Source organism: Burkholderia sp. SJZ089 (genome assembly GCF_007828315.1).
GTDB lineage: Bacteria > Pseudomonadota > Gammaproteobacteria > Burkholderiales > Burkholderiaceae > Burkholderia > Burkholderia gladioli.
Genome location: NZ_VIUM01000010.1, coordinates 139736 through 156743 on the forward strand (window position 1 = coordinate 139736; position 17008 = coordinate 156743).

The 17008-nt window shown below is 69.1% G+C and carries 22 protein-coding genes and 1 pseudogene; 1 reads left to right on the top strand and 22 read right to left on the bottom strand.

Annotated elements, in window-relative coordinates; all coding sequences use genetic code 11:
• Nucleotides 1-31 precede the first annotated feature (31 nt).
• Nucleotides 32-319, top strand: a complete 288-nt coding sequence (locus FB600_RS19750) for a hypothetical protein (protein ID WP_046580238.1) — start codon at nt 32-34, stop codon at nt 317-319.
• Between the two features lie 195 nt (nt 320-514).
• Here FB600_RS19750 and FB600_RS19755 read toward each other — a convergent pair whose 3' ends face one another.
• The 22 genes and pseudogenes from FB600_RS19755 to FB600_RS19860 all read right to left on the bottom strand — a co-directional run bounded on the left by FB600_RS19755 (nt 515) and on the right by FB600_RS19860 (nt 16999).
• The gene (locus FB600_RS19755; RefSeq protein ID WP_145757257.1) at nt 515-1612 is read right to left on the bottom strand and encodes a phage late control D family protein; all 1098 of its coding nucleotides are present in this window, start codon (nt 1610-1612) and stop codon (nt 515-517) included.
• Complete coding sequence (locus FB600_RS19760) at nt 1612-2094, bottom strand: phage tail protein (RefSeq protein WP_096749939.1); 483 nt, start codon at nt 2092-2094, stop codon at nt 1612-1614. Before FB600_RS19760 ends, FB600_RS19755 begins: the two co-directional genes overlap by 1 nt.
• A 14-nt stretch (nt 2095-2108) precedes the next feature.
• Nucleotides 2109-5054: a hypothetical protein gene (locus FB600_RS19765; RefSeq protein ID WP_145757256.1), complete on the bottom strand. Its 2946-nt coding sequence runs from the start codon at nt 5052-5054 to the stop codon at nt 2109-2111.
• Nucleotides 5051-5170 (bottom strand): GpE family phage tail protein, encoded by a 120-nt coding sequence (locus FB600_RS19770; RefSeq protein ID WP_013696217.1) that lies wholly within the window; start codon nt 5168-5170, stop codon nt 5051-5053. Before FB600_RS19770 ends, FB600_RS19765 begins: the two co-directional genes overlap by 4 nt.
• 8 nt (nt 5171-5178) lie before the next feature.
• Nucleotides 5179-5514, bottom strand: a complete 336-nt coding sequence (locus FB600_RS19775) for a phage tail assembly protein (protein WP_096749937.1) — start codon at nt 5512-5514, stop codon at nt 5179-5181.
• 69 nt (nt 5515-5583) lie between these two features.
• Nucleotides 5584-6093: a phage major tail tube protein gene (locus tag FB600_RS19780; RefSeq protein ID WP_013696219.1), complete on the bottom strand. Its 510-nt coding sequence runs from the start codon at nt 6091-6093 to the stop codon at nt 5584-5586.
• 27 nt (nt 6094-6120) lie between these two features.
• Entirely contained in the window at nt 6121-7293 is a 1173-nt protein-coding gene (locus FB600_RS19785) for a phage tail sheath protein (RefSeq protein WP_025097759.1), read from the bottom strand.
• A 253-nt stretch (nt 7294-7546) separates the two neighbouring features.
• A pseudogene (locus FB600_RS19790) lies at nt 7547-8182 on the bottom strand (tail fiber assembly protein); the annotation flags it as partial.
• Nucleotides 8183-8200: 18 nt separating this feature from the next.
• Complete coding sequence (locus FB600_RS19795) at nt 8201-10795, bottom strand: phage tail protein (RefSeq protein WP_098181417.1); 2595 nt, start codon at nt 10793-10795, stop codon at nt 8201-8203.
• A 2-nt stretch (nt 10796-10797) separates the two neighbouring features.
• Nucleotides 10798-11355 (bottom strand): phage tail protein I, encoded by a 558-nt coding sequence (locus FB600_RS19800; protein ID WP_096749934.1) that lies wholly within the window; start codon nt 11353-11355, stop codon nt 10798-10800.
• Nucleotides 11333-12238 (bottom strand): baseplate J/gp47 family protein, encoded by a 906-nt coding sequence (locus FB600_RS19805; protein ID WP_098181416.1) that lies wholly within the window; start codon nt 12236-12238, stop codon nt 11333-11335. Before FB600_RS19805 ends, FB600_RS19800 begins: the two co-directional genes overlap by 23 nt.
• Nucleotides 12235-12597, bottom strand: a complete 363-nt coding sequence (locus tag FB600_RS19810; RefSeq protein ID WP_025097764.1) for a GPW/gp25 family protein — start codon at nt 12595-12597, stop codon at nt 12235-12237. Before FB600_RS19810 ends, FB600_RS19805 begins: the two co-directional genes overlap by 4 nt.
• On the bottom strand, nt 12594-13292 hold the full coding sequence (locus FB600_RS19815; protein ID WP_096750684.1) for a phage baseplate assembly protein V: 699 nt from the start codon (nt 13290-13292) through the stop codon (nt 12594-12596). The genes FB600_RS19810 and FB600_RS19815 overlap by 4 nt, the downstream gene beginning before the upstream one ends.
• 233 nt (nt 13293-13525) lie before the next feature.
• Entirely contained in the window at nt 13526-13942 is a 417-nt protein-coding gene (locus tag FB600_RS19820) for a phage tail protein (RefSeq protein ID WP_013696227.1), read from the bottom strand.
• On the bottom strand, nt 13935-14204 hold the full coding sequence (lysC, locus tag FB600_RS37520) for an Rz1-like lysis system protein LysC (RefSeq protein ID WP_227743026.1): 270 nt from the start codon (nt 14202-14204) through the stop codon (nt 13935-13937). Before lysC ends, FB600_RS19820 begins: the two co-directional genes overlap by 8 nt.
• Nucleotides 14089-14538, bottom strand: a complete 450-nt coding sequence (gene lysB / locus FB600_RS37765; RefSeq protein ID WP_145757254.1) for an Rz-like lysis system protein LysB — start codon at nt 14536-14538, stop codon at nt 14089-14091. The genes lysC and lysB overlap by 116 nt, the downstream gene beginning before the upstream one ends.
• Entirely contained in the window at nt 14535-15347 is an 813-nt protein-coding gene (locus tag FB600_RS19835) for an N-acetylmuramidase domain-containing protein (RefSeq protein WP_145757253.1), read from the bottom strand. The genes lysB and FB600_RS19835 overlap by 4 nt, the downstream gene beginning before the upstream one ends.
• Nucleotides 15344-15616, bottom strand: coding sequence for a phage holin family protein (locus tag FB600_RS19840; RefSeq protein ID WP_013696231.1), 273 nt, complete (start codon nt 15614-15616; stop codon nt 15344-15346). Before FB600_RS19840 ends, FB600_RS19835 begins: the two co-directional genes overlap by 4 nt.
• 1 nt (nt 15617) lies before the next feature.
• Nucleotides 15618-15962, bottom strand: coding sequence for a putative holin (locus FB600_RS19845; protein ID WP_013696232.1), 345 nt, complete (start codon nt 15960-15962; stop codon nt 15618-15620).
• Nucleotides 15963-15977: 15 nt separating this feature from the next.
• Nucleotides 15978-16184, bottom strand: coding sequence for a tail protein X (locus FB600_RS19850; RefSeq protein ID WP_013696233.1), 207 nt, complete (start codon nt 16182-16184; stop codon nt 15978-15980).
• Entirely contained in the window at nt 16181-16375 is a 195-nt protein-coding gene (locus tag FB600_RS19855) for a hypothetical protein (RefSeq protein WP_036035325.1), read from the bottom strand. Before FB600_RS19855 ends, FB600_RS19850 begins: the two co-directional genes overlap by 4 nt.
• Before the next feature lie 339 nt (nt 16376-16714).
• Nucleotides 16715-16999, bottom strand: a complete 285-nt coding sequence (locus tag FB600_RS19860; RefSeq protein ID WP_047836218.1) for a hypothetical protein — start codon at nt 16997-16999, stop codon at nt 16715-16717.
• Nucleotides 17000-17008 lie beyond the last annotated feature (9 nt).

Sequence of the window (17008 nt, forward strand, 5' to 3'; positions counted from 1 at the left end):
TGTCGAACGTGTCCGTGGGAGACCAGAACAAATGCACAGCAACACGAAGCCCTTCGAACGCATGAACGGTGTCGCGCCGCTGGCCGAGCGGCCAGTCAATCCGGCCGCGCATCTGCTCGTCGCACCGACCCTGCACACCGCCGCGCATCTCGACGCGGACGAGCGGGCCGAGGCGGCCGCGGCGATCGATACCGCGATCGATTCGGTGGGCGTGGTGCTGGAGGCGGCGCTGGCCGCGATGACGACGCTCGGCCAGGTGCGCGCCATGCTGGTTCGCGGCGAGGAAGGGCAGGGCGGCGCGGCCGCGGCACCGCGCTAGCGCCGCGCGCTGTTCCCGGCATGTCGCCGACAGCTGGATCCGCACCAGCGCCGGCATCTTCATCGGCACCTCCGCCGCCCGGGTCGAGTTCTTCGGCCCGACTTCTCCTGATGACCTGATCTCCGCTCGCGGCCGGTTTCCCGCGCCGCGCTCGAGCCACGCGCTTTCACCACGCGCCGTCGCCGCTCGCCGGGCTCACGACGCGGCGCCCGGCGTCGCCGTCTTGCCGGCGTTCTTCTTGTCCGCCTGGGCGTCCTCGCGCGTCTCCAGCTCGAGCTCCGTCTGCAGGCCATTGTTGTCGAGCGTGTGCCGCGCGCTCTTGATCAGCCATTCGATCGCGTCGATCTCGGGCTTGAGCCCGCTGAAGCTGACCGGCGTTTCCGGGAACACCTCGGGCCGGCCGCGCGCGAGCGAATAGGACAGTGTCTGCCTGCCGCGCTGCATGCGCTTGTACTCGGCCTGGGCCGCGGCCATCGCCTCCTCCTGCGAGGCGTAGTCGTCGATCAGCACCTTGACGTTCCTGCTGGTCTCGCCCTTCACCGTCACCGACAGGCGGCGCCCCTTGCCGTTCGAGTGGTAGTTGGCGCGCACCGCGTCGTACTTGTCGCGATCGGCCGAGCGGTACTGGTGATGGTCGCCGTCGGCGCGGGTCAGCGCGAGCACCGCCAGCGGCTTGCCGCTCGCGCTCTTGCCGGTGTCGATCGGCATGAACAGCAGCCGCTTGTCCTTGACGTTCATCACCGCGTCGTAGCGCTTGGCCAGGCGCGTCAGGAAGGACATGTCGGATTCGTGGGTCTGGTCGACATGGGCGATCTGGATGGCGGCCAGCGCCGCGCCCACCACCGGCTGCAGCGCGTAGCGCGCGGCGATCGCCTGCACGATCGCGCCGATGGTCTGCCGGTGCCAGCTGCGCTCGCGGCGCTGCTGCATGCCCTCGCTCATCGCGGCCGAATGCGCGCTGACCGACAGCGTGTCCGGCGTGCCCGACCAGCTCACCGTGTTGACGATGTAGGTGCCCTTGTCCACCAGCGGCTCGCCGCTCCAGCCGATCGCCACCTTCAGCTCGGCGCCGAGCGTGGGCAGCGCCAGGTCGCCGCGCGTGTCGTCGAGCGTGATGTCCACCGTGTCGGCCTGGTCGGCGCGGTTCTCGGTGATCGTCAGCGATTCCAGGCGCGGCGCGAACAGCATCGAGATATCGCGGCCGTCGAGCGTGATCCGGTAGTCGGGCTGCGATTCGACGCGCGCGATGCGGCGCCGCTCGGCCGGGGTGCGTTGGTTCGAATTGCTCGGCATCAGGCGGTCCCGGTTTGCGAGGTGGGGGTGCCGGTCGTCGAGCCGGCGTCGGCGCCGCCGTTGCCGCCGGCGGGATCGGCGTTGTCGTCGGTCATGCGCAGCTCCGCGTCGTCGACGCGCGTGAGCGTCAGCGTGAAGGCGATATGGCGCGCCACGCCCTCGGGCGTGTGATAGGTCTGCGTCTCGTTGAGCGCGGTGATCAGGTAGGCGCCATAGACGTTGCCGCTGCCGTCCACCAGCACGTAGGCGTCGCCGTGGTCGGCCATCGCGGCGAGTTCGTCGATCGAGGCGATCGAGCCGATCGTCTCGGGCGCGACCACGCCGTCGAGCGTGATGATGTCGTCGCCGGGGCCGACGTACTGGCGCGCGTCGCGCCGGCCGACCCGCGTTTTCGAGGCGTGCTTCCAGCCGCGCGCGCGCCCGAGCTGCTGGAACGGCGCCGAGGTGAGGCTGAACACGAACTGGTCGAGGGACATCAGCATGAGGGGGCTCCGGGTTAGTCGGTCAGTGCGGCGGTGGCGCGCTGGCGATCCTGGGCCGCCTGCTTGTCGAGGGCGGCCTTGATCAGGTTGGCGACGGCCCTCTCGTCCATGCCCGGCGTCGGGTAGACGTTGATGGTGACGTTCGAGCTCACCGTCGGCGCGTGGAAGGGCGTGCCGTGCGCTGCCGCGTTGAGCGGCGGGCGGCGGTCGATCGGCACCGTCGGCGTGGTGATCGGCGCGCTCGGCGGCGGAACCGCGGCGGCGCCGGCCGGCAAGGCCGCCGCGGCGCCCGAGATGGCGGCCGCGGCCGCCTTGGCGCCGGTCTTGACGCGCGCGGCGCGCTGCGCCGCCTGCTGCTCGGGCGTGCCGCCGGCCGCCGCCGGATCCTGTCCCGCCGGCTCCTCCTTCGCGTCGCCGAACAGCGCCTTGTAGATCGGGTTGTCGGTGATCGACTTCCACAGCCCGCTCAGCGAGATCGACGAGACGCCGTCGATCAGGCGCTTGATCAGGTTGGCGCCGAACTCGGTGAAGGTGCCGGGCAGGTCGACGCCGAACCACTTGAGCACGCCCGCGAACACCTGGTAGAACGCGCCGATCGGCGACCAGTCGAGGATGGTCTGGAGGATGCCTGACAGGCTGCCGCCGAACACGCTGGAGAGCTGCTCGCCGATCCACGAGAACACCCTTCCGATAGCCTCGCCCATCGAAACCAGGAAGGCCTTGATTGGCTCCCAGTTGCGATAGATCGCGTAGGCAGCCAGCGCGATCACGGCGATCACGGCGCCGATCGGGGTGGTCAACAGCAGCCGGCCGACCGTCGTCACGGCGCCGCCGACCAGGCGCAGGCCCGAGGCGGCGCGGGCCGCGCCGCTGCCGAGCGCGTTCCAGATGCCGCCGCCGGCCGAGGCCAGGCGTGAGCCGACGGCGCCCGCCGCGCCGCGGCCGGCCGTCCAGGTGTTGCGCGCGATCCGGCCGCCGGCGGCTGCGCCGCTGCCGAGCCCGCGCCAGGCGGCGCCGGCCGCGTCGAGCGCGCGCGTGCCGAGCGTCGACATGGCGCCGCCCACGCTCGAGGCGGTCGAGGCCAGCACCCGGCCGGCGGCCGTCGCGCTGCCGGCGAGCATGCGCCAGCCGCCGCTGGCCAAGCCGAGCCCCCGCGTGAGCAGGCTGCCGCGCAGTCCCAGCACGCTCATCGTATTGCGCACCAGGGCATAGGCGCCGACCACGCTGGACAGCACGCCCAGCAGCGAGCCGAGCCCGAACACCAGGCCGGCGACCGCGGCGACCACCGTGCCGATCACCCGCGCCGCGCCGCTGTGATTGGTGATGAAGGCGTTGAGCTTGGTGAGGGCGCCGACGGCCATGTCGAGGCCGCTGTTGTAGAGCGGCGTGACGGTTTCGCCGATGTGCGCCTTGAGCGTGTCGAACTGGGCATGCACGGCGGCTTCCTTGGCGCGCGTGAGCCCGCTGGCGGCCTGCGCGCTGGCGTCGACGCCGGCTGCCTTGCTGCCGCTCTCCTCGTCCTGCTTCATGTCGCTGCGATGCTGGTAAATCGACATGAGCAGCTTCGCGGCATCGGCATTGGGGAGGATCGAATTGAGCAGCTCGGCGACCTTGTCGTCGTCCTTGATGCCCTTCTTCGCGAGCGCGGGCACCAGCACGGCGTCCACCCAGGCGAGCGGCGAGCTTTGCAGCAAGGCGTCGCCTCTCAAGGCGCCCTGGTCGAAGCCGGTCACGGCGCCGTCCTTGTCGTGGTGGACCGCCTTGCGGTCGATGAAGCCGAGATCGACCAGGTTCTGCGTGGCCTTCGCGGTGGTGTGTCCCTGCGCGAGCTGGTTGACCAGGGCGGCCATGCCCTTGCCGGCGGCCGCGCCGCTGCCCACCGTGTCGAACAGCGACCTCATCTGGAAGTAGAGCGCGTCCGTGCTCAGGCCCTTGGCCGCGTCGCCGCCGGCCTTCATGAAGCCGGCCCACTCGGCGGGCTTGATGTCGCCGGCCGAGATGTTCATCAGCTTCTGGATCGCGTCGGTTTCCCGCGCGATGCCCGCGATGTCCTTGAAACCGTCGCGATCGTGCGCGACGGCCAGCAGGGCCGTGACCTTGGCGTTGTTGGCCTTGGCCTCCTTGTCGTCGTACTTGGCCAGGTTGCTGAACTGCATCTTCGCGACCGCGGTGCTGAGCGTTTCCGCCAGCGCCTCGGTGCTGGTCATCTGCAGCGAGTCGCGCATCAGGCCGAGGCTGCCGGCCATGCTGATACCCGGCGAGTTGGCGGTGCGCGCGTAGCGTTCGGCCTGCCGCGCGGTCTGCTCGTCGACGCCGAGCGCGCGGATCTGCGCGCGCGCGTCGTCGACCTCCTTCGAGGCGTCGATCGCCTTGTGCAGGCCCTCCAGGACGGACTTGCCGGCCTCGCGCAGCGACTCGCCGGTTTCCTTGAGGACCTGGGCGTTCTCCGCCAGTCTCTTGCGGCGCTCCTCGGCTTGCGTCGCGCGGTCCAAGGCACTCCTGGTGTCGGCGATGTCGGCATTGAGCTTGCGGTGATGCGCGGCCAGCTCGCGCGTGCCGAGCCCGGCGCGGCCGAGTTCGTCGCGCAGCTCGCGCACCGCCTGGGTCTGGCTCTTGTGCCGGGTGCCGAGCTCGATCAGTGCGCCGCGCGCGCTGGCCAGCTCGCCGATCATCTGCTGCGAGGGCGCTCCGGAGGCGCGCATGCCGCGCGATAGCGCGTTGAAGCGCGCCTGCGCGGCGGCCAGCTCCTTCGAGGTGCCGGCCAGCTCGCCGCGCATGGCGCGGAACGACTTCACCGAGTCCTGCTGCTTGCCGAGCCTGTCGAGCTCCTCGCCCAGCTTCTCGATGTCTTTGTTGAATGCCTCGGCGGGCTTGGACGCGCGCTTGAGCGCGTCCTGCGCGGACTGGGTCCAGGCGGTGATGGTGTCCAGCATCACGCGCAGCTTGTCGGCGTCGTTCATGTTTCCTCGTGTCCGCTACGTATCCGTGCGCGTTCGCGCCAGTCCATCAGCTCCGTCAGGGAGAAGCCGTCCATCTCGCGCGGCGCCCAGTGGAACACCGTCGCGATGTCCGCCATCGCGTCTTCTACGCGCTCGGGGATTCCATGCTCGCTTTCAGCGACTTCGGCATCAAAAAACCGGCGAAGATGCCTCCCAGCGAGACCAGATCGGCGGGGTCCATGGCGCGCACGTCGGCGGCGGTCAGCGCCGGGCTCGTGATGCGCGGCAGCACCTTGCACAGCGCGTCGACGTCGAGGTTGACGAGCGCCGACAGCGAGGTGCCGCGCAGCGCGCCGGCATCGGGCTTGGCCAGCATCACCTGGGTGATCGTCTGCTCGCCGCGCGCGATCGGCGTGTCGAGCGTGTGCGTGTTCGCGGCGTTGTCGCTGGTGCGCGTCGGGTCCTGGTTTTCCGTGTTCATGTCGTCACTCATGGTGGCTAGGTTGAGGTGAGGGAAAGCGGTGCCGCGCCGGTGGGCGCGGCCGGGGTGTTACAGGCCGATCGCGTTGCGCAGGCCGGAGGCGAGGTCCGTGCCGTTGACGTTCTCGATCATGTTGATGAAGTCGAGTTCGATCAGCACGAAGCCGTTGATCGACAGCTTGTAGTAGCTGGCGTTGGTCGTGACCTTGAAGCTGGTGTCGTCCTTGACCTTGGCCTTGCCCATGTCGATTTCCTCGTGGCGGCCGCGCACCACGATCTCGACCGAGTCGTACTTCGCGCTGTCCTCGGCCTGGTAGGCGCCGGCGAAGCGCAGCAGCACGCCGTCGTGGGTGGTGATGCCCCACTGGCCGAGCACGTCTTCCATGAACCCGCCGCAGGTCCAGACCAGCTGGATTTCCTCGTTGCCGAGGTCCAGCTTGACCGGGCCGCTCATGCCGGCGCCCTGCCAGGATTCGGTCTTGCGTTTGAGCTTGGGCAGCTCGAGTTCCTGCACCTCACCGGCGAAACGGTTGCCGTTGTAGAACAGGTTGAAATTCTTGAGTTTGCGTGGCATTCCCATCGTGTCTGACTCCAGGTTGGGCCGTGGTTAGGCCGTCACGCGATCGGCGAAGGTCGCGAGATAGCGGTCGGTGAAGCGCTGGCGCAGCATCAGGTTCTCGAGCGGCGGCACCGGCGTGTAGTCGTAGTCGATGTACATCGCGCCCGAGGCGAGCTCGTCGGAGGTGTTCGGCTCCGGGTCGTACCAGGAGCTGCCGCCGATCAGGTAGCCGTTCGAGATCTGGCGGCGGAACCAGCCGTTGATGTTCTCGATGATGTCGCGGGCCAGCGACGGGTTCAGCGCGCCGTCGACATTGCCCATCTGGGCCTCGGCCAGCGAATCGGCGATCACCTGCGCGGTGCGCGTGTAGTTCTCGAACACGAACTTGGTGTCGGCCGCGCAGGTGCGCGAGCCCCAGAAGCGGAAGCCGTTGTAGTTCACCAGCGTCGTCACTTCGTTCTCGTTCAGGTAGCCCGCGTCGGTGGCCGGGTCCTGCAGGTCCCAGGACACGTCGGCCGAGATGCCCGTCACGCCGTTGACCACGACGTTCGAGAGCGTCTTGTGCCAGCCGATGTCGTTGTCGATCTTGGCGCGCAGGCCGGCGGCGATGGCCGGCGCGGGGATCGTCACGGTGGTGCTGGTGGTGCTGTCCCAGCCGAGGAAATCCGGCCACACGACCATCAGCTCGCGCTGGCCGAACTGCTTGCGGTAGGTGACCGCGTCTTCCTTGGTCTTGCAGCCGTAGGCCGAGACGTAGACGAAGGCGCGCAGCGACTGCGCGATCGGCGCCAGCGCATTGGCCACCGCCGGCGTGTCCAGGCCCGGCGCGACCAGGATGCGCGGCTTCACGCCCAGGCTCGCCTGTGCCGTCAGCAGCGCCTTGGCGCCCGTGTACTTGCCGTCGGCGGTGACCGTGCCGATCACGTTCGAGGCGGTTTCGGCGTCGTCCTTGCCGTCCGGCACGCGCACCACGACCGTGATCGGCTTGGTCTGCTGGCCGATCGCGTTGAGCGTGCGGTACAGCGTGCCCTTGGTGCCGGCCTTGCCGAGCGCCGAGACCACGTTGGTCAGCAGCACCGGGGTGTTGAGGGGGAAGGTGGCGTCGTCGGCGTCGGAGCCCGTGCAGACGATGCCGAGCACGGCCGTCGAGACGGAGCGGATCGGCGGGCCGCCGTCCGTGACTTCGATGACGCGTACACCGTGGTGGTAATCCTGCGGCATAGCTAAATCTCCAGTGGTGAGAGGGGTTCGGGGTGATGCGGCGCGCGGCTTACGGCTGCGCGGTCGAGGTCGGCGCCGGCGCGCTGGCCGTCTCCGACGTCGATTCCTGGGTGGGCGCGGCTTGCGCGGCAGGCGCCGGGTCGGCCGTCGACTGGCCGGCCGGATCCTGGGTCGGGCTCGGGGCCTGGTCCGATGCGGCGGGCTGCGTGGTGCTGGCGTTCGAGTCCGTCGTCGTGCCGGCCGTCGCGTTCGTGTCGGCCGAGTTGGTCGGGCTGGGCGAGGTCGACGTGTTCGGCGGCAGCGGCTCGGCCTTCGGCGGCACATAGGGCGCCGGCTGCGACGGCCACACGATCGCGTCGGGCGAGCTCGCACCCTCGAAGGCGGAAACCAGGGCCATCTGATAGGCGGCCCAGGCCTTGAAGTAATAGATGCCCTCGTCGTCGAGCTGGCCGGCCGCATAGGCATCGGCCTTGCCTTCGTTGGCCTTCCTGGCCTTGGCCATCAGCATGTCGAAGGTCTGCTGCGCGGCGGCCTGCTGCTCGGCGGCGATCACCGAGGCGGGCACCACCCAGGCACCGTCCACCCACGCGTGGCGCGGCGACGGACGCGGCTCGGTGGTCAGGCCCAGCTCGTCGGGGGTCTTGCCGGCCACCGAGATCTCGACCGGCTCGCCGGTGTCGGTGCGGTAGCAGATCCGGCCGCGATAGTCGGGCAGCAGGAACCAGGCGCCGTCGCGATAGAACGGCCAACTGGTGGGCGTGCGCTCCGGCGGGGCGTCGAGCGTCGCGTTGGCGGGGATCAGCCAGCGGCCGTCGTTGCGCGGGTCCGCGTCGGGCTGGCCGCTGCTCAGGTACTCGCCGGTGGACGAGCTGTAGTGATGGATCAGCATGGTTGGGTGTCCGTAGGGTTAGTAGGCGCGGATCATGGCGAGCAGCGCGATGTTTCGGGGACGGGATTCGTTGCCGCCGTCGGCAGCGACGGTGATGGCGTGGGTGTGACCGCCGGCGCCGCCTATACCGACGTTGTGCGCATGCGTACCGGCGCCGTCCGTGTCGAAGGTGTGAGCGTGGCTGCCGGCCGGAGATGTGTAAGCCAAGGGGTTGTCATGGTCGAGACCGCCGTTCGATCCTGCCTGGTTCTGCGCATACGCTCCCCACGGCGACACGCCAGCCTCGGAGTAGGGCGCGATGTGCTGGTGATCGCCGACGCTGGTGGTTTGTCCGTGGTGACCATGCCAGCCTTGGCTGTCAGTCCAGGCGCTGTGGACGTGATCGCCCACCGCGTCGGCGCTCGCGCTGTGCGCGTGCGAGCGATTCAGGCTGTCCTGCCAGGAGCCGATCGCGCGATTCGCGTCGACGCCGCGTGAATCGTCCAAGGCACGGATGGTTTCACCGCGCAGTTCAGGCAGTCGGAAGGTGGTCGAGCCGTCACCAGTAGAGAAGCAGCCCCAGCGTGCGTTGGCCCAGTCCGCGTCGGAGACCAGCGCGCCGCTCGCCTGGGCATAAGCCCAGAGATCGGGATAATCGGCCCGATTCACGAGAGAGCCATTGGCTTTCAGGTAGCCAGCGCGCACCGTGGTACGCGGTTCGAAGACGATCTGACCAACCGAGGACGATGAGATCGCGGCGAGCACCCATTCGGTGGTGGCGAGTCGCCGCGAGCGATCGTTGACGGGCGGGGTCGGGCCAGACACGACACCGTTGAAGGTCGTGCCGCCAGTTTCGAACTGGACGATCGGCTGCGAATTGCAAGTGATGCCGAAGCGGCCGTCGCCATTGTGGAAAAGGCCCGTGTCCAGGGCGCTGTCGATCGCGAATGCGAGCGACGGCGTGCTTGGCGTGCCGTCGCCGAGCAGCAGTCGCTTGCCATCCGCGATCGTGACGTCGCCGGACACTATGCCGCCCACGCGCTTGTCCAGCGGATCCACCATCGCCTCGGTCCAGACTCGCTGGCCGTCGACGCGGAAGGTGCGGTCGGCGATGTAGTACTGGAATGCGCCATGGCTCGGCGTCCACCAGCCGTAGCCGTCCTGGTTCGAATACAGGAAGCCGTCGATGGGGCCGACTCGTACCGAGCCCTGATTCTGATTCAGGCCGACATGCAACTCACCCAGCACGGCAACCGTGCCGCCCAGCGTGGTGCCGTTCGCGCTGCCGTCGATCATGACGCGGCCGTTGGCGTGCTCCCACGAGAACGGCCTGAAGTCGCTGAACTGCCCTGTCGGGTCGCCTTGTCTGGTCGACAGCAGGTAGACGGAGCGGCCGTCGTTGCGGATCATCGCGCCATAGTCACCGCTGGTGGCGCGGAAGTTCGCGCCGCCCGTGTCGAGTTGCTCCGAGGTGATTCCGGTTGACGCCTTGATACTGCCGGCAACCTGCAGTTGATTACGGCCGTCGTCAGCCGTTGTGCCGACCAGCACGCGCCCTGACGGCAGCACGCGCACGCGCTCCTGGTTTGCAGTGACCAGCGAAGTGACGCCGCTGCCGGTTGCACCGAGCATGGTGTTGCCGTCACCCATGGCGGCGAAGTAGGCGGTGCGGTCATCGGTATTGGCGATCGCGCGAGCCTTGCCGCGACCGATCGTCAGGGCGCCGAGCCCGACAATGTCGCCGGCCGACTGGATGGTCGAGACCCCATCGTCGTTGATCGTGCCGAACAGCGTGCGCTGACCTTGGGTCAGGCGCATCACGCGTGTCATGTTGGCATCGTCATGCGCATCGTTCGGCACGTAGTTGAGATGGAAGTCGAGGTATTCGCTTCCCCACACACCGCCATTGAAGCCGGCGTTGATCGACGCGGCGACTCGCGGCATGGTGTCCCCGACCTTCGCGTCGCCAAACGTGGCCGAGAAGCGCAGCTTGCCTTCCAGGCTCAGCGCGCCGCCGGCCGGCGAGATGTTGAGCTGCGCATTGTCGTTCCCCGCCACACCGCGCACGCCGACCGGTCCGTTGAAGACCCCGCCGTCATACGACATATAGCGCTTGGCCGCGCCCAGCGGCGTGACCGCGCGAACATCGTCCGTGCCCGCCTTGACCTCGTCCTGCGTGGCCAGCTCGACCACGCCCTGGCGGATGGTCGTTGCCGGCGGGTTGAGAAAACTGGTGGGCCCGAACTGCAGCTGCGAGGCATCGATGCTCGCGAACACCGCATCGGCCGCCAGCAGCAGGATCGCCGAGGGCGACTTCTCCATGATCGCCGTGTCCTGCACGTACACGCCGAACAGCACGCCGTTGTCGAGATAGAGCCCGAAGCCGAACAACGAATACTGATCGCTCGTATCGTCCTGGATCACGACGTGGATGGTGTCGGGCGCGACGTTGTCGCCGCCGAAGGTGGTCACGCGCTTGCGCTCGTTGGGCAGCGCCTGCAGGCCGCGATCGAAGGCGAAGCTGGCCGTCGCGAGGCCGATCGAGACGACCTTGCGCGCCGTGGTGCCGGTATTGCCCTGCGCGACCAGCGCGGCCCGTCCGGCATCGGTGATTTGGATCAGGTTTCCTGCCATGTTCAGTTATCCGTGAGGTTCAGCCTGCGATAGAGAGCCGCCTGGGCACCGGCGCCGATGCGTTGCCTGCCGCTCGCGCTGAAGCCCTGCGTGAGCGTGTAGTGCGCGCTGCCGCGCTTGGCGCGATCGACCTCGGCGATGATGTCGGCCACGTAGTCGGCCGTGACGGGCAGGTTGTCCCGCTCGCCCACCGTCAGCACGATTTCGAAGGTGCCCGGCTGGCCCGGCGGCGCGGTCTCGAACCACTCGCGCATCACCACGTTGGCGCCGAACGAGGCGCATACCTGGCGCACCGCTTCCGCCGTGCCCTTGATCCGCGCGATGCGGATCGCGGCCTTGACGCGCGCGCGCTTGACCTGCTCGGGCCAATAGTCCTTCCAGGTCTCGACGCCCATGTGCCAGGCCAGCCACGGCAGGAAGGCGAGCGGGATGCGGTCCGGGTCCATCAGCGTGTCGAGCGTGACCGGGATCGCGCCGAGCGGCGCATTGGCCTCGGCCAGGCGCTGCTCGAGCACGGTCGCGTTCGGCGGCAGCAGCTTATTCATCGGCCACTCCGCCATCGACCAGCTCGATGCCGGTGCAATACGGCGCCTGGCCGGCGGTGATCGGCACGCCCGCGGCGGGCGAGTCGAGCAGCACCTTCTGCACGCCCGGCACGCGCATCGCCGCGTAGAGGCCGTCGAGCGTCACTTCCATGCCGATCCGGTGCATGTCGCTCGCGAACTGGGTGACGCGTTTCTGCGCCTCGGCCAGCGCCACCGAGCGATCGGGGCCGGCGAAGAAGCGCAGCGTGGCGTGGATCGCGTAGGGCACGATCTCGGCGCTCTGCACGATCACCTGGTCGGCCTGCGGACGCTTGCCCTCCAGCTCGGCGCGCACGGCGTCGAGCAGGGCCGCATCGGCGCTGCCGTCGCCGTCTCGCGACAGCACGGTGACCACCATCACGCAGGGCTTGGGGCTTTTCGCCGAGGCGGACAGCACGCGGCCGTCGGCCGAGCGCGCATGGAATTCGTAGGCCTCCTCGGGGCCGGCCACCGAGAAGCCGCGCGGCGCGAGCTGCACGCGCTCGCGCAGGCTGTCGTCGTCCTCGTAGGTCGGCGCGATGCCGTTGTCGGGGTCGCCCGCCGAGATCTGCAGGCGGTCGACGTCGAACAGCGCGGCGATATGGTCGAGCGTGGAGCCGCTCGCATAGGCCAGCAGGATGCCGCGCGCCTTGTCGTTGACCAGTTGGCGCAGCAGCATCTCGCGGTAGGCGCTCTCCTGCAGCAGCCGCGCCAGCGGCTCCGATTCGAGCGCCAGCGTGGCGGCGAGCTCGGCCTGCTGGTCGGCCGGGTAGAGCGCGAGCAGGCTCGCGCGGCGCTCGGCGTAGAGCGTCTCGAAGTCGATGGTGTCGACGATGTCGGGCGCCGGCAACTGCGAAAGGTCGATCGGCGTCGTTCTCATGCGGGGGCTCCGTTCGTGACCGGCACGCGCAGCGTGACGGCCTCGTCGAGTTGGTCGGTCCAGCCCTCGATGTCGAGGGTCTGGCTGCCGTCGAGCGGGTCGTCGCTCGAGGCGCTCAGTTGCACGCTGCTCACCGTGAGGCGCGGTTCCCAGCGCATCAGCGCGGTGGCAGTCGCGGCGTACAGGCGCACGCGCGTGGCGCCGTTGTTCGGCGCGTCGACCAGCTCGGGCAGCTCGGAGCCGAAGCTGCGGCGCTGCAGGCAGGTGCCCAGCGGCGTCATCAGGATTCGCGTGACCGATTGCGCCAGATGGTCGGCGCCGGAGATCGAGCGGCCGGTGACCGCGTTCATGCCTTTCATGCGCCTCCCGGAAGCGGTTGACTGGTGATCGCGTTCTCGCCGCGTGCCTGGTGCGTGTGCGAGACCAGGCTGACCTGGCCGGCGACCACGTCGCCGGTGAAGGCGGCCGAGCCGTCGATGCGCATCACGTTGCCGCCGCCGCCGTCGGTGCCGCCCTTGCCCGTCATGCCCGACTCGAAGACGAACGGGCCCTTGACGGTCATCGCGCCGGTGCAGGTGGTGGTCTGCGCGTCGAGCGTGACCGTGTCGGCCTTCACGGTGGCCTCCCTGGTCTCGATCGTCACCGACACCGGCGCGACGACGCGCACCGTCGCGCCGGCCGGCAGCTCGGCCAGCAGCGCATGCGCGGCGTGGTCGTAGCTGATGCGCGCGCCGTCGGCATAGACGCGCGTATGCGTGTCGGGCGAGTTGTCGGGCTGCGGCGCGGCATCGGAGTAGAAGCCGCGCAGTGCGACCGCCTGTGCCGGATCGCCCATCGGTGCGAGCAGCACCACCTGTTCGCCGCGCGTCGGCGGCAGCCATTCGCGCGTCGCGCCGGCGGTGCCCGCGATCCAGGGGATCCAGTTCGTCTGCAGGCCGTCGTCGTCGGTCTCGCCGATCGCGACCCGGCACAGGCCGTTCGCATGATCGACATCGAGGATCGATCCCTTGCGTACCGCGTTGCGTGCCTTACGGTGAATTTCGTTCGCGTCCATGTCGATCATGTTGCCGTCGTGACGCTTGCCGGGCGAGCGATGGCATGTGTGTTCGCATCGAGTACGTTTGGAGTCCGGATGGATTCGACGAGGCGAGGACGAATGCCGGATAAGTCATTGCGAGTGCAACGACATGGGGAATGGAAGATTGGGGTGAGAAAGCGCAACGAGCCGCTTGAAGCGGCTCGTCGAAGGTGAGGCGGGGAACAGGCGGGGTTCGACCGCTCAGGCGATCAGGGCAGCCATGGCGAATCCGCGTCGATCACGTATTGGATGACACGCTTGCCGTCGGCGCCGACGCTGACCATCACGCTCTCCGACAGCTTCAGCTTGATGTCGAGGTTGACGCGATCGTCGGCCAGCAGGTTCGCGTAGAAGGTGAAGCCGGTGCGCCAGAGATCGGGATTGGCCACGATTGCGGGCTCGTTCAGGCGGATCCACTCGAGCAGGGCGATCGTCACGTTGTCGATATCGGCGGCGGTGGCCCACAGGTTGACCTCGCAGTCGTATTCGTAGTCGAACGAGGCGCTGCGCGCGCCGGTCGAGACCACCGCGCCGGCGCTGATCGACATCAGCATGGCGTCCGGCGTGGCGACGAGCGCGGGCACCGCGGCGAGGATCGCGGCGCGCAGGCTGGCGGGCTTATTCATGGGCGCTCACTCCCGGGGCGATGGCGGGCGCGGCGGCGCTGGCGCCGATGCCGATGCCGACGCCGGCCTGGCAGGTGGCCACCATGTCCACCTCGGCGGCGCAATTGGCCCAGGCCGCGCGCGCCTGGTTCAGCGCGTCGCTGAGCTCACCGTTGCTGCGCGGGTGCATCGCCGGCAGCGTGCAGCGCGTCACCGTCGCGCAGGCGTTGAGCGTAATCGTCGGCGCCGGCGAGGGCGGGACTGGCGTGCAGGCGCACAACATCGTCAGGCAGGGCAGTATCGGCCCAGGCGCGAATCGCTTGGTTCTCATCGATCAGTTTCCGCAGTTGCTGTTGATAGGACGCGAGCCGCGCGTCGACCTGGCCGCGCGTGCGCTCGAGCTGCACGCGCTGCGCGTCCTGCTCGCGTACCTGGCTGGTGAGCCGCGCAATCAGCGCGTCGCGCGCGTTGGCGTCCTGGCGCGCCTGGCTGGCGGCGGCCGTCGCGCCGGCCAGGCGCGCCTGCAGCAGGCGCGTGTACTCGTAGCCGGCGCCGCCCGCGGCCAGCACGGCCAGCGCGATGCCGAGCCGCAGGCCGGGCAGGCTCGGCAGGCTCATGCAGCCGCCTGGTCCGCGCCGGCGTACTTCTGGTAGGCGCGCTCGAGCCGCACGTCGTAGAGATTGCGCGCGTAGTCGCGGCCGTTGTAGGCGGCGGCGAAGTCGGCCCATTTGCGGCCCTTCAGCGCCGCGAGCAGGGTCTTGTCGGCGAGGATGAAGCGCACGAAGGCGTCGAGCTGCGCGCTTTCGCCGGTTTCCATGCGCGACACGAAATCGTCGACGCTGGCGTAGCCGAGCCGCTGCCAGTGATAGCCCATGATCTGGAACGCGCCCCAGCTGGCGGCCTCGTAGGCCGAGCGCGCGTCGATCCGGGCGGCCGCGTCGAGCCGCACGTATTCGGCGGCGCCGCCCTGGTAGCCGCCGGCGCTCGGGTTGACGATGTCGGGGCTGGCGGCGGCCGCGGCGCTGGCCGCGTCCTGGCCGAGGTTGGCGACGAGCTGCCGGTACATCACGTGGCGCTCGAACAGGATCTTGGGCCGGCCGTCGCCGAGGAAGCCCGCGCCATTCGACTCCACCTCGTTGACCGCGCGCACGCAGGCGGTCGACACGCCGAGCCGGTTGGCGGCGGCCAGCAGGTCGGCGTTGGTCAGGTCGCGCGGGTCGCGCTGGCCGGTGGCGAGCGCGTTGTAGGTCTTGGGGCCGGCGATGCCGTCGACCACCAGGCCGGCGGCGGCCTGCACCGCCTTCACGGCGCGCTCGGTGGCTTCGTCGTAGATGTGGGTGACGGCGAGCGAGTAGCCGGCGCGCACCAGGCGCTGTTGCAGCAGGCCGACCTCGGCGCCGCAGTCGTTGAAATGAAGGACGTTCACGCTTGCTTGCTCCGCAGGAGATGCGCGATGTCGCCACGCGCGAGATGGACGAGGATGGCCAGCAGCACGGCGAGCGCGGCCTGGAAGAAGCCGGTGGCGCGCGCGTGCAGCAGCAGTTCGATGCCGGCGCCGCCCGAGACGGCGACGATCGCCCAGGCGGCCCAGGCGACGTGGAAGCGGTGCCGGGCGCCGTTGCGGCGATAGGCCAGCACGCGCACGATCACGGCGAGATGGGCGGCGAACGCGACCAGCGCATAGGACAGGTGCATGTCATTGCCCCTTGCGCAGGAAGGCCAGCAGGTCGGCGCTCTTGACGCGCTCGATCAGCGTGAGCGTGACGGTGATCACCAGCGCCGCGGCGAAGAACGCGGCGACGCCGGCCGAGCGGATCGGCACCACGTTCATCAGCTCGGGCGCGGCCAGGTAGCCCATCACCAGCGAGATCAGCATGTAGGCCGCGCGGCGCGCGATGCCGAGATCCTTGGCGGTGACCACCACCAGGGCGGCGCCGGCGAAGGCGCCGATCAGCGTGTCGCCGTCGATGCCGGGCGAGATGCCGACGATGCCGAGCGCGGCGAACAGCGCGGCGGCGGTGGAGATATTCGGTTCAGCCATGCGTGGTCGCCATGTTCAGTTGAAGAGTTGCAGGAGCGGGCGCACCTGGTCGATCGCCACCGGCGCGGGCATCTCGACCACGGTGCCGGCCGGCAGCGCCACGCCGAGCGCGGCGATGCCGGGATTGGCGGCCATCACCGCCTCGACCGTGCCGGAGGTGCTGCCGTAGTAGCGCCAGCACAACGCGTCGAGCGATTCGTCCTGCAGAGCGGTGACCTTCATCGTCTTGCCTCCTGCTTGGGTTGGGCCTGGCCGCGCGCATGGCGCGAACCGGGGCTCGTCGAGCGCGGGGCGTGCACGGCCGGCGTGAGGCCTGGCGCGCCCAGGTAGTGCGCGGAGATCCGCACGAAGCGCTCGACATGACGCGTCGGCGCGCTGTCGCGATACGGATTCGGGGTGTCTTGCTTCGCCATCGATGAGGCCGGGCCAGGGGTGATTGAGCTGGTTTCCATGTTCGGCATTCGCGCCGGGCGGCTCAATGGGCGGGGTTTGTCGGGAGGATGGGGACAGTGAAGGGCGGAGCGTGCTTCGTCGCGAGGGCGATGGCGGGCGAGGCGTAATGCGCGGGTGGGGCGGGGACGCCGTGCAGCCGGATTGCAGCTTGGGCGGACTGGCGCGAGCTTGATTGAGGTGGCGCAGCCTTGGTTTTGCGCTGCAGCTTGCGCGCAAGGGCTTGACCGGAAAGGCTTCGTGGCGCGTCGATGAAACTCCGAAGGCAGGGGTTGCCGAGGCGTGGCCTCGTGATGATCGGCTCAGACGTTTTTCCTGGATGAGCGACGAAGGAGGCGGTCCGCCCATCCAACGATCAAGACTGAAATGATCAACGCGAGAAAAAAGCTGATCAGGAGCAGCGAGCCATACAGATAATCCTCATCCGCTTCGCCACCATACGAGCCGAGCGCACGAAAGATCGGCGCGGCGATGTCCCATCCGTTTCCGTTGTCGAACCAATGCGACAACCACGGAAGGGCGGTGACACCTACGTAGATCGGAAGCGTGAGAAGAAGTGTCAGCACAAGGCGAGCGAAGATTTTCATCTGACTGGG